The sequence below is a fragment of the Streptomyces sp. NPDC057565 genome (assembly GCF_042801455.1).
GTDB lineage: Bacteria > Actinomycetota > Actinomycetes > Streptomycetales > Streptomycetaceae > Streptomyces > Streptomyces yanii.
This window is the reverse complement of record NZ_JBHVFU010000029.1, coordinates 22,183-35,992: the sequence shown is the minus strand read 5'-3', so window position 1 is coordinate 35,992 and position 13,810 is coordinate 22,183. Positions and strand designations below refer to the sequence as shown.

Genomic DNA, 13,810 nt, shown 5'->3' with positions numbered 1-13,810 from the left:
GTCCGCCGCACGAGAACGGACCGGAACCGACAGTACGAAGGGCCGTCACCCGCATCCCCGGGTGACGGCCCTCCGTACGACCGACTCCTACGCGCCCAGCAGCTTCCGCACCCGGTCCGCGCCGACGGCCAGCAGCAGCGTGGGCAGCCGCGGACCGGTGTCACGGCCGACCAGGAGCTGGTACAGCAGCACGAAGAACGACCGCTGCGCGGCCTTCAGCTCGGGCGTCGGCTTGGCGTCCGGCTCCAGCCCCGCCAGGACCTTCGGCACCCCGTAGACGAGCGTCGTGAGGCCGTCCAGCGACCAGTGCGTGTCCAGCCCGTCCAGGAGCAGTCGCAGCGACCGGCGCCCCTGGTCGTCCAGCGAGCCGAGCAGTTCCTTGTCCGGCTCGTCGCGAACGATGGTGCGGGCGTCGGCGGGGACCTGGTTGGTGATCCAGTTCTCCGCGCGGTCGAGCCGCGGCCGCGCCTCGTCGAGCGAGCCGATCGGGTTCTCCGGGTCCAGCTCGCTCAGGATGCGCAGCGTCTGCTCGTCGTGGCCTGCGGTGATGTCGACGACGGACGCGAGGGTGCGGTACGGCAGCGGGCGCGGTGTGCTCGGCAGCTCACCGGCGGCCGTGCCGATGGCCCGTGCGTACGCGGCGGCGTCGGCGGGCAGCGCGGAGCCGTCGGCGACCTTGCGCGCCAGCGAGTCCCACTCGTCGTACAGCCGCTGGATCTCCTGGTCGAAGGCGATCTTGAAGGACTGGTTGGGCTTGCGGCGCGCGTACAGCCAGCGCAGCAGCGGTGCCTCCATGATCTTCAGTGCGTCGGCCGGGGTCGGTACGCCGCCCTTGCTGGAGGACATCTTCGCCATGCCGGAGATGCCGACGAAGGCGTACATCGGGCCGATCGGCTGCACACCGTCGAAGACCTCGCGGACGATCTGGCCGCCGACGACGAACGACGAACCGGGCGAGGAGTGGTCCACGCCGCTGGGCTCGAAGATCACTCCTTCGTATGCCCAGCGCATCGGCCAGTCGACCTTCCAGACCAGCTTGCCGCGGTTGAACTCGTTGAGCCGGACGGTCTCGGCGAAGCCGCAGGCGGTGCACGTGTAGTTCAGCTCGGTCGTCTCGTCGTCGTACGACGTGACAGTCGTGAGGTCCTTCTCGCAGTTGCCGCAGTAGGGCTTGTACGGGAAGTAGCCGGCGGAGCCACCGCTGCCGTCGTCCTCGCTCGCCGCGCCGGAGCCCGCCTCGGCCTCCAGCTCGGCCTCGTCGACCTTCTTCTGCTGCTGCGGCTTCTTGCCCTTGCCGGCGGCCGCCGGGTCCTTCTTCGTGCGGTACCGATCGAGGACGGCGTCGATGTCGGCGCGGTGCCTCATGGCGTGCAGGATCTGCTCGCGATACGCCCCCATCGTGTACTGCTCGGTCTGGCTGATGCCGTCGTACTCGACACCCAGCTCGTCCAGCGCGGCCGTCATGGCGGCCTTGAAGTGCTCCGCCCAGTTCGGGTACGCGGACCCGGCCGGGGCGGGCACGGACGTCAGCGGCTTGCCGATGTGCTCGGCCCACGACTCGTCGACACCGGGGACGCCCGCCGGGACCTTCCGGTAGCGGTCGTAGTCGTCCCACGAGATGAGGTGCCGGACCTGGTGCCCGCGGCGGCGGATCTCGTCCGCGACCAGGTGCGGGGTCATGACCTCGCGGAGGTTGCCGAGGTGGATCGGGCCCGACGGCGAAAGACCGGACGCGACGACGACCGGTTTGCCAGGCGCACGACGCTCCGATTCGGCGATGACATCGTCCGCGAAACGGGAGACCCAGTCGGCCTCGGTGCTGCTCTGACTCTGAGCCACGGTCGGCACGTCCTTCTCTCTGGTAGGGCTCGTAGGGGCACCGTCCATTCTCCCAGGTCCCACCGGCAGCGCGAAAACGGCTTTACAGTGCGTGGGATACTGGGCGTGATCCCTTGTACCCCTACGGAAACGGCAGCCATCCCATGGCCTCGGTCAATTCCCTCGCTTCCACGCTCCAGCAGCAGCTCGCGGACGCCCTGACGGCAGCACTGCCGGATGCCGGCACCGCGGACCCGCTGCTGCGCCGAAGCGACCGGGCCGACTTCCAGGCCAACGGAATCCTGGCCCTCGCCAAGAAGCTGAAGGGCAACCCGCGCGAGCTGGCGTCCCAGGTGACGGCCGCGATCCCGGCGGGCGACCTGATCAAGGAGATCGAGGTCTCCGGCCCCGGCTTCCTGAACATCACGCTCAGCGACAAGGCCATCATCGAGACCCTCGCCGCGCGCGCCGCGGACGACGCGGGCCGGCTCGGCGTGCCGTACGCGCAGAACGCGGGCACGACGGTGGTCGACTACGCGCAGCCGAACGTGGCCAAGGAGATGCACGTCGGGCACCTCCGCTCCGCGGTGATCGGTGCCGCGATGGTGGAGGTCCTGGAGTTCACGGGTGAGAGCGTGGTCCGGCGCCACCACATCGGCGACTGGGGCACTCAGTTCGGCATGCTCATCCAGTACCTGATCGAGCACCCGCAGGAGCTCGACCACCGGGGCGGCGAGGAGCAGGACGGCGAGGCCGCCATGTCCTCGCTGAACCGGCTCTACAAGGCGTCGCGGGCGCTCTTCGACTCCGACGAGGAGTTCAAGGCCCGCTCCCGGGACCGGGTGGTGGCGCTCCAGGCCGGTGACGAGGAGACGGTCACGCTCTGGCAGCGGTTCGTCGACGAGTCGAAGATCTACTTCTACTCGGTCTTCAACAAGCTCGACATGGAGATCCGCGACCCCGACATCGTCGGCGAGTCCGGCTACAACGACATGCTCGAAGAGACCTGCCGGCTCCTGGAGGAGACGGGCGTCGCCGTCCGCTCCGAAGGTGCGCTGTGCGTCTTCTTCGACGACGTGAAGGGTCCGGACGGCAACCCGGTCCCGCTGATCGTCAAGAAGACGAACGGCGGCTACGGCTACGCGGCGACCGACCTCTCCGCGATCCGTGACCGGGTCCAGAACCTCAAGGCGAGCACCCTGCTGTACGTCGTGGACGCGCGGCAGTCGCTCCACTTCAAGATGGTCTTCGAGACGGCCCGCCGGGCAGGCTGGCTGAACGAGGACGTGAAGGCGCACCAGTTGGCGTTCGGCACGGTCCTCGGCAAGGACGGCAAGCCGTTCAAGACCCGTGAGGGCGAGACGGTCCGGCTGGTCGACCTGCTCGACGAGGCGATCGAGCGGGCGACGGCCGTCGTGCGCGAGAAGGCCGAGAAGGTCGGCCTGACCGAGCAGGAGATCGTCGAGAACGGCGAGTACGTCGGTATCGGCGCGGTGAAGTATGCCGACCTCTCCACGTCCGCCGTCCGGGACTACAAGTTCGATCTGGACCAGATGGTGTCGCTGAACGGCGACACGTCCGTGTACCTCCAGTACGCGTACGCCCGTATCAAGTCCATCCTCCGCAAGGCGGGCGAGACCCGGCCGGTCGCGCACCCGGAGCTGCAGCTGGCCCCGGCCGAGCGGGCGCTGGGTCTGCACCTGGACCAGTTCGGCGAGAACCTGGCCGAGGTGGCGTCGACGTACGAGCCGCACAAGCTGGCCGCGTACCTCTACCAGCTGGCCTCGCTCTACACGACGTTCTACGACCAGTGCCATGTGCTGAGCGACGACAACCCCGCCGAGGTGGTCGAGAACCGGCTCTTCCTCTGCGACCTGACCGCCCGCACCCTGCACCAGGGCATGGCGCTGCTCGGCATCCGCACCCCCGAGCGTCTCTGACCCTCTGTCTCCCCCCTGTGACCTGCTGAAATCGCCTATTGACCGGGTGTCGGCCACCAAGTGATCGTGTACGCGGCCGACCTGTTCGGCCGCGTACACAACAGTCACAGGGTGGGGGGACGGACCTATGCAGGTCGACGGGGAAGGGGACAGACCGGCGCGCGCGGAAGCGGAAGCACTGTTGCGGGCCGGGCGGCTCTTCGAAGCCCGGTGCACGGCACAGGACGCGCTCGACGCTGACGGGCCGGACGCCGGGCTCTACGCCGTTCTGGGGCGGTCCCATGCGGCGGAGGACGCGGACGACGAGGACGATCTCGCCGAACGGGTCTACCGCAGAGGGCTCGCCGCTTTCCCCGACGACCTCGACCTGCTCGCCGCCTATGCGGAACTCTGCCTGAACAGCGACCCGTTCGACCGCCCCGCCCGGTACGGGCGCGGCCCCGCGCTGGTCGAGCGGCTGCGCGAACTGGCGCCGGGCTCTCCGCAGGCGCTCCGCGTCGAGCAGGCCGCCTCGCACCGCGGCAGGCTCACCGGCAGGACCGGCCCGCAGCCGCCGTCGGCGTCCCGCACCCAGCGCCACGACGCCCGCGAGGCACTGACCTCGGCAGCGGCGGCAGGCGCGGCCCCGCACGAGGCCGCGCGCAGCGCCCGGGAACAGGCGGGCGAGCGCCCCTTCGACCTCCGTCTCGCCGTGCGCGCCGAGACCCTTGCGGCACTGACCCGCCCGGGCCTGGCTCCGCTCCGTCTTCTGGTACGTGCTCCGCTGGCAAGTCTGGCGGCGCTCTCGGTGACCGTGGGCGCCGCCGCCCTGGCCGTACCGGCGTTCCACCTGCCGTGGTGGGTGTCGTTCGCGGGCCTGGTGCTCTGCCTGCCGGGCCGGCTGCTCGCGCTCCTGCTGCGCGCGGCCCGTCGCCGGGCCGCGACGACCGCCCCGCCCACCGGCGCCGAGGAACCGGACCCGACCGCATACCCCCTGCTGCAGCCCGTACCGACGATCTCGCGCAGGGAGCGGACCGTGTCCCTGACCGCAGCTCTCGTCGTCGTCGCCGCGGTGACCACCGCCGGAGTGTGGTCGGACGCCCAGGACCGGTCCTACCCGCACTACACAGCATCCCCTCCGGCCGTCTTCCGGGGAGCGCGGCTGCTCCCCGGCACCCCGGCCGGAACCGCCATCAGCGATGCGCTGACCATCGAATGGGACTCCGAGATCGGGGAGCCGTTCACCTACGTCTACGGGACGCCGGGCCGAGCACAGCCCGACGTCATGGTGTTCGGCGCGATCGGCGACTTCCACGACACCTCGCCCGATGTCGTCGAGTTCTTCGAGAAGGGGCTGCGGGGCACCTCCTCGATGGCCGGCACCGCCTGGAACGCCGACCCGGGCGACGACGGCGGATGGCTGCGCTGTGTGGCGTACACGCCCGTCGTCGACAGCAGGGCGCGCCAAGTGGCGTGCAGTTGGGCCGACAAGGGCAGCCTGGGCACGGTCGTCGTCAACGAGGAGGGGCTGGACCACGAGTCCGCAGCCGGGCTGACCCGGGCGCTGCGCCATGCGATCCTGCACGCCGGCCCCGAGGCCTGACAGGCTCCGCCGTCAGTGACCCCGGACCGGCCCTCGAGCGCCGTGGCCAGGTCCTCGTATCAGCCGGTGAGCCACTCGGCGGTGTCGGCGACATGGCCGACGCCCTCACCTACTGAGTCCGCACCCACTGAACCGCCAACTCGCCGTCTCCCAAAGGGAGTAGACCGTAGGATCGAAGATCGAAACCTGAAGGAGGCAGCGTGCGGGCAAAAGGTGGCGGCAGGCCAACAACGCCGAACACACGGACAGCGGCAGCCATCGCAGCCGCAGTCGCATCGCTGGCGCTGATCACCAGCTGCGGCCAGGCGTCGGGATACCGCGCGTCGGACAACGCGTCCAGCACCTCCTCGCCGACCCCGAGCGTGAACCCGTCCTACGGCGCGAAGTTCCTTGCCATCAACGAGTGCGCCGCCCCCGAACCCGGCCGGACGGACGTCTACCGCGAGGTCCCGTGCGACGACCCCGAGGCCGTCGCACGGGTGACCAACCGGATGAACACCGGCCACGCCGAGCCGTTGTCGGGCACCAGCTGCTTGGATTACACGGACTTCGCGATCGATGTGCCGGTCAGTCTCGCCGTCCTGGAGGGCACACAGGCGACGGGTGAGGGCTACGCCTGCATGCGCAACCTGAAGCCTCCGCACCCCGGCGAGCCCGGCGGGGGCGGCGGCCCGCGGATCGAGGTCGGCGACTGCGTGAGCGGCGGGTCGAAGGACGGGGACGTGATCACGGAGGCCGCCTGCCGGACCAAGGGCAAGAAGGACGGCGCGACCCACAAGATCATAGAGATCGTTGAGGGCGGGTTCGTGGGCGGCTTCGACGACCCGTGCGACTACAAGGCCGACGCCGTGTTCACCGAGAACCCGATCTTCGACTCCGACCCGGCCAGGAACGACCGCGTCCTGTGCGGCAAGAAGCTCTGACCCACACGACCGGGGGGGGGCAGCCCCGCCACCGGCCCCTGCTCCCCCTCTCCCGGCTCAGTCCCGGTAGTCCGGCGCCACCCGGTCCAGCAAGCGCAGCATCGCTGCCCAGGCCAGGTCGTACGCCCCGTCGTCCTGGAAGTCCGCGTCCGCCTCGCCCGCGAGCTGACGGGCGGTGTACTCGCAGGTCTCGGGAGAGGGGACGATCAGCGGTCCGCCACCGGCCTGGGCGGTGACCTGGATCTCGCAGGCCCTCTCCAGGTAGTACATGCGCAGGAAGGCCTGCGCGGCGCTCTCTCCCACCGTCAGCAGACCGTGGTTGCGCAGGATCAGCGCCGGGTGGGTGCCGATGTCGTCGACCAGGCGCTTCTGCTCGTCGAGGTTGAGGGCGACGCCCTCGTAGTCGTGGTAGCCGACGCGGTTGTAGAACTCCATCGACATCTGGTTGAGCGGCAGCAGCCCGTCGCGCTGTGCGGCCACGGCGCAGCCGGCCCTGGTGTGGGTGTGCAGCACGCAGTGGGCGTCCTCGCGCGCGGCGTGGATCGCGCTGTGGATGACGAAGCCCGCGGGGTTGACCGGATACGGGGTGGGCTCGACCGGGTTGCCCGCCAAATCGATCTTGACCAGGTTGGAGGCGGTGATCTCCTCGAAGAGGAGACCGTAGGGGTTGATGAGGAAGTGGTGATCGGGCCCCGGAAGCCGCAGCGAGATGTGCGTGAAGATCAGGTCGGTCATCCGGAAGTGCGCCACGAGCCGGTACACGGCGGCGAGTTCGCGCCGCAGTCGCGTCTCCTCATCGACAGTTGCGTCGGCGGTCTGCACGTCGGTCATGAGGGGGCTCCTTCGAGGGTCGGGTCGACCACGGGGGTGAGGGGTCGCCCGGTGCGGTGCCAGGCGATGACGTTCTCGGCGGGTGCGCACACGTAGGCCCGCTGCGACGCGTCGGACAGATAGGCGCTGTGCGGGGACAGCTGGATGCGCGGGTGGCTGCGCAACGGGTCGTCGAGCGGCGGGGGTTCGACCGGGAACACGTCCAGTGCCGCCGCCCCGAGCCGTCCGCTGTCCAGGGCGGCCAGCAGGGCCGCTGTGTCGACGAGTTCGCCGCGGGCGACGTTCACGAGGAAGGCGCCGGGCCGCATCCGGGCGAGCAGCGCCGTATCGACCATGCCGCGGGTCTGCGGAGTCAGCGGTGTGTGCAGGGAGAGTACGTCGGAGCCGGCGACCAGTTCGTCCAGGCCGAGCCGCTCGACACCGTCGGGCCACCCGGCCGCGTCGGCGTGCGGGTCGTACGCGGCGACGCGTCCGAAGACGGGGGCCGCGATCCGGGCCAGGACCCGCGCGATGCGTCCGAATCCCCACAGTCCGAGCGTCAACTCCCCCGCCCTGCGCGGCAGTGCGACGAATTCGGTGTTCCAGCCGCCACCGCGCACGGTGGCGTCCGCCTGGGGCAGCGCGCGCACCAGGCTGAGCGCACTGGCGAGCGCATGCACCGCGACGTCCTCGGTCGCGGCGTGCGGAAGGTTGCTCACCCACAGACCGCGGCGCCGCGCCTGCGCCGTGTCGATCATGTCATACCCGGCGGACATGGTGGCCAGCATCCCGACACCGGGGAGGCGGTCGAGCAGCGCGGCGTCCACGGGCGCGTAGCCGACGATCAGCGCGACGGCGTCACGCGCGGCTGCGGCGATGGCGTCCGGGTCGCGGCTGCCGACGACGCGCGTGTCGAATCCCGCGTCGGTCAGCAGTCGTACACCCGGACCGACGTCGAGTTCCTCGGGGTCGGTGAACACCACCAGGGGCCGGCTCATCCCATCCTCCTCAAGTTCCTCAGAGCGTCACGTAATGATGATTCGTTCGCCACACTCGCGCAGAACCTACGTTTCATCCGAGATGATTGTCCAGTGATGGTGATGCGATCGTCAGTGATGCACGCCGTCCGGGTCCGGACCTCGAACCCCGGTGTTCGAGAATGGACCCCGCCCCGGGCGCACCCGCCCCGGGCTGTCGAGCCGAGGGGAACCGCTCAGGTGGATCTGGACCACACCGATCTGGCCGTCGTCCGCGAACTGCAGACGGACGGCCGCCTGACGTACGAGACGCTGGCGCAGCGCGTCGGTCTCTCCCGCCCCGCCACCCGCGCCCGGGTGCAGCGACTGCTCGCGGGTGGCGGCGTGCGGGTGGTGGCCGTCGTGCATCCCGCCGTACGGGAGCTGACCGCATCGGCCCACCTGTCGATCGGCGCGACCGGCCCGGCCGAGCCGGTGGCCCGCACGATCGCCGCCATGCCGCAGGCGCCGTTCGTCACGCTCACCGCGGGCAGCCGCGCCATCATGGCGGAACTGCGCACCAAGGGACTGGCCGAACTGGACCGGGCCGTGGAGTCCATCCGCTCCCTGAAGGGTGTGGACGTGGTGGATCCACTGATCTCCCTGGAGCACCTCAAGGATCCGTATCTGCTGGCGAGCCGGCCCGAGGTGCCGGAGCTGGACGAGACGGACCGGCTGATCCTGGACGAGCTGGAGCGCGACGGGCGGCTGCCCTTCGCGGAACTCGCCGAGCGCGTGGGCCTCTCACCCGGCGCCGCCCGCGCCCGCACGCTGCGCCTCCTCGACTGCGGTGTCGCCAAGGTGCTCGCACTGGTGCGCCCCGAGCTGCTGGGGCTGGGCTTCCTGTGCGGGTTCGCCGTACGGCTGGACGGCGAACGGGACGCGGTCGCGCGACGCATGGCGGCCTGGGACCGGGTCTCGTTCCTCTCCGCCTGCGTGGGGCGCGCGGAACTCGTCGGAACGATCAGCGCGGAGTCCCTCGCGGCGGTGCGCGACACGCTGGAGGACATGCGGGCCTGCCCGGGCGTGCGCGCGGTGGAGAGCTGGATCCATCTGGAGTTGATCAAGGAGCGCTACGACCTCACCACCCACCCGTCCTGACGAGAAACCCCTCCCCCTGCGACCGCACGCCGGACGATACGTAAGTAGAAACCGCCATCACATTCCGAAAAATTTGTGAGTGAAGGGTCTAGGCAAGGCATCGTCTGCTGCATATCGTCCATGCGAACGAATCAGCCGTCGCGGACTCTCCGCGCGTACGGCTCCTCATGGACGTCCCCCGGTCGAAAGCAGGCCCCCTCATGCACCACCCCCTCGACGACGCCGACCGCACGCTCCTGGTGACCGGCGCGGCCGTCGCCACGCCCGGCACCTCCGTACGCGCCGAGGCCCTGGCCGTCCGCGGCGGTCGGGTCGTCCACGTCGGCACCGCCGAAGACGCCCGCGCCGCGCTCGGCGGCCGCGCCGACGACGTCCTCGACCTCGACGGCGGCCTCGTCCACCCCGGATTCGTCGACGCCCACTGCCACCCGGTCATGTACGGGCAGGCGCTCGCCTGGGTCGACTGCCGCCCCGAACGCGTACCCGACATCGAGACGCTCGTCGCCGTTCTCACCGACGCCGCCCGCGAACTGCCCGCCGGAGTCCCCGTGCGCGGCTTCGGCTACGAGCACCGCCGGCTCGCCGAGCGCCGCCACCCCACCTGCCACGACCTGGACCGCGTCGCCACCGACCGCGAGGTGTACGTGATGAACGCCTCCGGCCACGGCGGCGTCGTCAACTCCCACACCCTGCGCACCTGCGGCGTCACCGCGGGCACCCCCGACCCCGAGGGCGGCAGCATCGGCCGCTTCACCTCCGGCGAGCCCGACGGCCAGCTCTGGGACGCCGCCTGCGACCTGCTCACCGGCCCCGGCGGCGTGAAGATCGGCAACCACGGCCCGAACTTCCACCTCTCCGAGCCCGACGCCATCATGGCCGACCACCTCCAGCGCGCCCAGGACGTCTTCCTCGCCGCCGGAGTCACCACCGTCGGCGACGCCCAGGCGTCCCGCCGCGAGATGGAGACGTATCTGCGCGCCCGCGCCGACGGCTCCCTGCGCATGCGCGTCTCCGCCTACCTCACCTCCGCCCTCCTCGACACCGCGCTCGACCTGGGCGTGGTGAACGGCTTCGGTGACGACCTGTTCCGTGTCCAGGGCGTCAAGTTCTACGCCGACGGGACACTCGGCGGCTGGACCGCGTACTTCCCCGAGGGATACGCCGCCGACTGCTGCCACCACGGGCAGCTGTACCACTCGGCGGAGGAGTACGCCGAGATCGTCGCCCGCGCCCACCGGGCAGGCCTCCAGACCGCCACGCACGCCCAGTCCCCGTACGCCATCGGCATGGTCCTCGACGCCATCGAGAAGGCACAGGCCGACCGGGAGCGCCCCGACATGCGCCACCGGATCGAGCACTCCGGCCTGCCCACCGACGAACAGATCGCCCGCATGGGCCGGTTGGGCGTCATCCCGGTCATGCAGCCCCAGCACCACCTGCGCACCGGCGACGGCACACTGACCGCCGTCGGCGACCTCGGCCACCGCTACAACCCGGCAGGCACCTGCCTCGCCGCCGGCGTCCCCGTCGTCTTCAGCTCGGACGCCCCCGTCGCCCCGCCCGCCCCACTGGAGGCCGTCTCCGCCGCCGCGACCCGGCGCACCGTCCTCGGCACCGTCCTCGGCAACACCTCGCTGCGGATGCCCGTGGCGGACGGTCTGCGCGCACACACCGAGTCGGCCGCCCGGGCCCTGCACCGCGAACACGCCGTGGGCGCCCTGGCTCCGGGCATGCTCGCCGACTTCGTCGTCCTGGACAGCGACCCGCTCACCGCGGACCCGGCCGGACTCGCCTCCATCGGCGTACGCGAGACCTGGATCGGCGGCACCCGCGCCTGGTCCGCCCCCGGCCGCTGACCCACCCCTTCCGCTCCTCCTCCGCTCGCCCCACCCCCTCCCCGCCGCCCCTCCCGCCCCCGGAGGCCCCATGTCCCCGCAGCCCAGCACCGATAAGAGCCCGTACAGAGCCGCCGTCGCGGCACTGGCCGGGACCTCCATCGAGTGGTACGACTTCTACGCGTTCGCCACCGCAGCGGCGATCATCTTCAACGACGTGTTCTTCCCGCCGGAGATGTCGCCGTACCTCAGGACCCTGTCCGCCTTCGCGACCTTCGCCATCGGCTTCCTGCTGCGACCGCTCGGCGGCATCGTCTTCGGACACATCGGTGACCGCGTCGGGCGCAAGAAGACCCTGGTCATCACGCTGGTGATGATGGGCGTCGCGTCCTTCGCCATCGGCCTGCTGCCCACGTACGCCCAGGTCGGCGCCCTCGCCCCGATCCTGCTGATCGTGCTGCGCCTGGTCCAGGGCATCGCGATCGGCGGGGAGTGGGGCGGCGCGGTACTGATCGCCGTGGAGAACGCCCCGCGCGGCAAGGCCGCCTTCTTCGGATCGTTCGCCCAACTCGGATCATCCGTCGGCGCATTGCTCTCCACGGGCGCCTTCAGCCTGATGAACCTCTTCGGCGACGACGCGTTCATGAGCTGGGGCTGGCGCGTGCCGTTCCTGGCTTCCGCCGTGCTGGTGGTCGTGGGCCTGATCGTCCGGGTCAAGCTGGAGGAGTCCCCGGTCATGGAGGAGGTGCGCAAGGAACAGGAGGCAAAGGAGGAAGGGGCGGCCAAGCTGCCCGTCGTGGAGGTCTTCCAGAAGGCCTGGCGGACGGTCCTCATCGGCGTCTTCGCACTGGCCACCGCGACCGGCGGCTACTACGTCGTCACCAGCTTCCTGCTCTCGTACGGCACCGGAGACCTCCACCTGTCGGAGTCCATGCTGCTGAACGGCCTCACCCTGGCGGCCTTCCTGGAACTCCTCGTCACGCCCTGGCTGTCCTGGCTCGCCGACCGGGTCGGACCGCACAAGGTCGTGATCGCCGGCCTGGCGGGCGTCGTCGTCCTCGCCGTGCCGCAGTTCATGGTGCTGGGCACCGGCAGCGTCTTCCTCATCTGGCTGATGATGCTGGCCATGCGCCTGGTGATGTCCGCGCTGTACGGGCCCATCGCATCGATCCTCGTCGAGGGCTTCGCCCCGCACGTCCGCTACACCGGCATCTCCCTCTCCTACCAGATCTGCAACATGATCTTCGGTGGCCTCGCACCGCTGGCCGCGGTCTCCCTCGCGGCGGCTGCGGGCGGCCACTACTGGCCGCCGGCCGTGATGCTGATGGTGATCTCGGCGATCGGCATCGCCTGCACGGCGCGCCTGCGTCGACTCGGCACGCCACCGTCCGACGACCGTACGCCGGACCCGGCCCGGCAGGCGGTACAGACCGCCTCGTAGGACCTGCGGCCACGCCGTGTCCTCCATCGCCGGACGGCCTTGAATTTCAAGCCCGTCCGGCGATCGAGGCACAACGGAACCGTACGGACCCGGTCGAGCCATGCGACCGCAGCTCTCTTGGCGGTCACGGCACTAGCATCGGCCCCATGGCGATGTTCGTGCACCTGACACCCACCGCGAACGCGGCCCGCATCCGCCGCTCCGGGATACGGGCCATCAGCCACGGCCGCGACGGATCGCGGGGCCTGTTCTGCTTCCCGGTCCTCCCGTCGTACACCCTCACCCACCAGTGGCTGCGCGAACTCGCCCGGCACGGCGGTCCCCGCGGCCTCGTCGCCGTACACATCCGCCTGCCGGACGACGAACCCGTCACGGTCGGCCGCTACAACGACCGCCCCGGCCGAGGACCCACGGCAACCACAGCGAGCGAAGCCGTACGCCGCATCGCCGCCCTGGACGACCCACGCGGCTGGGAAGTGTTCGTCCCCAGAGCCGTCACCAAACGCGAAGTGCACCGGCTCCGCGCCGTCAGCCAGGTGAACGGATGGCGCTACTTCCCCGACTCCAACGGCAGGACACCCTGCACCTGTTACGGATGCAGAGTGCGCGGCGAATACGGCTCACAACGCCTGCGCGAACGCCGCCCGCACCCCCTCGACGGCCCGGCCCCCGCCACCCCGGTCCTCCTCCGCCGGATCGCCGCAGCGGGTAACCCCGGCGACCCCACCGCGCTCACCGAGACCCTCCACTGGTTCGGTCTGCGCCGACGCGGGCCGGTCGACCAGCTGGCCCGCCTCGGGGACCACCCGGACCCACGGGTCCGCGTGGCCCTCGTCGAGGCCGTCGCCAACTGGTCGACACCGGGTGTCAAGGAACTCCTCCACCGGCTCGGACAGGACCCCGACGCGGATGTCCGGGAGGCCGTCGAGCACACCCGGTCCGAACAGCCCTGACGGCTCGGGCGGCCACGGCCGACCCACAGCCCCGACCCGCCACCGCCCGCGCCACGAAGCGAGCCGCGGCCCGGCACAGCCGCGCTCCCTACGACGAGCCGCTCACCCGCACCGAGGATCAGCGGCGGTGCAGCACGGCATCGCCGAGGGCCACCTCGGGAGCGGCCGTCGCGGTCACCCCCGTACACCAGCGCGTTGGTGGCCGGCTCGCTCACACAGAGCAGTACGTCATCCAGTCGCACACCGAACCCCAGTCGGCAACTGCTCCTCCGGAGACTCCGGGCTACCGACAAATCGCCTGCACCGAAACTCGGCGCGGCAGCCAACTCATCTCCGACCCGGACGAGATCGGCCTCCTTGCGCAGAGGTATGCGATGCTGCGGACGCAGGC

At 70.7% G+C, this 13,810-nt stretch carries 10 protein-coding genes; 7 read left to right on the top strand and 3 right to left on the bottom strand.

Features of this window, described 5'->3' with window-relative positions:
* Positions 1–87: 87 nt before the first annotated feature.
* Entirely contained in the window at positions 88–1,848 is a 1,761-nt protein-coding gene (gene lysS / locus ACFU8W_RS33435) for a lysine--tRNA ligase (RefSeq protein ID WP_384045274.1), read from the bottom strand.
* Between the two features lie 134 nt (positions 1,849–1,982).
* Here lysS and argS point away from each other — a divergent pair, with 134 nt between their 5' ends.
* The 3 genes from argS to ACFU8W_RS33420 all read left to right on the top strand — a co-directional run bounded on the left by argS (position 1,983) and on the right by ACFU8W_RS33420 (position 6,263).
* Positions 1,983–3,758, top strand: coding sequence for an arginine--tRNA ligase (gene argS / locus ACFU8W_RS33430; RefSeq protein WP_384045271.1), 1,776 nt, complete (start codon positions 1,983–1,985; stop codon positions 3,756–3,758).
* Positions 3,759–3,885: 127 nt separating this feature from the next.
* Positions 3,886–5,340 (top strand): hypothetical protein, encoded by a 1,455-nt coding sequence (locus ACFU8W_RS33425; protein WP_384045268.1) that lies wholly within the window; start codon positions 3,886–3,888, stop codon positions 5,338–5,340.
* Positions 5,341–5,540: 200 nt separating this feature from the next.
* Complete coding sequence (locus ACFU8W_RS33420) at positions 5,541–6,263, top strand: hypothetical protein (protein ID WP_384045265.1); 723 nt, start codon at positions 5,541–5,543, stop codon at positions 6,261–6,263.
* 57 nt (positions 6,264–6,320) lie between these two features.
* Here the strand turns inward: ACFU8W_RS33420 and ACFU8W_RS33415 are convergent, their stop codons facing one another.
* The gene (locus ACFU8W_RS33415) at positions 6,321–7,094 is read right to left on the bottom strand and encodes a class II aldolase/adducin family protein (protein ID WP_345517547.1); all 774 of its coding nucleotides are present in this window, start codon (positions 7,092–7,094) and stop codon (positions 6,321–6,323) included.
* Complete coding sequence (locus ACFU8W_RS33410) at positions 7,091–8,071, bottom strand: C-terminal binding protein (protein ID WP_384045258.1); 981 nt, start codon at positions 8,069–8,071, stop codon at positions 7,091–7,093. Before ACFU8W_RS33410 ends, ACFU8W_RS33415 begins: the two co-directional genes overlap by 4 nt.
* 219 nt (positions 8,072–8,290) lie before the next feature.
* Between ACFU8W_RS33410 and ACFU8W_RS33405 the strand changes: the two genes are divergently transcribed.
* The 4 genes from ACFU8W_RS33405 (at position 8,291) to ACFU8W_RS33390 (ending at position 13,419) form a co-directional block, all read left to right on the top strand.
* The gene (locus tag ACFU8W_RS33405) at positions 8,291–9,190 is read left to right on the top strand and encodes an Lrp/AsnC family transcriptional regulator (protein WP_384045254.1); all 900 of its coding nucleotides are present in this window, start codon (positions 8,291–8,293) and stop codon (positions 9,188–9,190) included.
* A 200-nt stretch (positions 9,191–9,390) separates the two neighbouring features.
* Entirely contained in the window at positions 9,391–11,046 is a 1,656-nt protein-coding gene (locus ACFU8W_RS33400; protein WP_384045250.1) for an amidohydrolase, read from the top strand.
* A gap of 70 nt (positions 11,047–11,116) precedes the next feature.
* Positions 11,117–12,466 (top strand): MFS transporter, encoded by a 1,350-nt coding sequence (locus ACFU8W_RS33395; RefSeq protein WP_384045248.1) that lies wholly within the window; start codon positions 11,117–11,119, stop codon positions 12,464–12,466.
* A 146-nt stretch (positions 12,467–12,612) separates the two neighbouring features.
* Positions 12,613–13,419, top strand: a complete 807-nt coding sequence (locus ACFU8W_RS33390; protein ID WP_384045245.1) for a HEAT repeat domain-containing protein — start codon at positions 12,613–12,615, stop codon at positions 13,417–13,419.
* Positions 13,420–13,810 lie beyond the last annotated feature (391 nt).

Bases quoted from the DNA above. Each gene is read 5' to 3' on its own strand.
- ACFU8W_RS33415 (WP_345517547.1), bottom strand. From the start codon at position 7,094: ATGACCGACGTGCAGACCGCCGACGCAACTGTCGATGAGGAGACGCGA.
- ACFU8W_RS33410 (WP_384045258.1), bottom strand. From the start codon at position 8,071: ATGAGCCGGCCCCTGGTGGTGTTCACCGACCCCGAGGAACTCGACGTC.
- ACFU8W_RS33400 (WP_384045250.1), top strand. From the start codon at position 9,391: ATGCACCACCCCCTCGACGACGCCGACCGCACGCTCCTGGTGACCGGC.
- ACFU8W_RS33390 (WP_384045245.1), top strand. From the start codon at position 12,613: ATGGCGATGTTCGTGCACCTGACACCCACCGCGAACGCGGCCCGCATC.
- ACFU8W_RS33395 (WP_384045248.1), top strand. From the start codon at position 11,117: ATGTCCCCGCAGCCCAGCACCGATAAGAGCCCGTACAGAGCCGCCGTC.
- argS (WP_384045271.1), top strand. From the start codon at position 1,983: ATGGCCTCGGTCAATTCCCTCGCTTCCACGCTCCAGCAGCAGCTCGCG.
- ACFU8W_RS33425 (WP_384045268.1), top strand. From the start codon at position 3,886: ATGCAGGTCGACGGGGAAGGGGACAGACCGGCGCGCGCGGAAGCGGAA.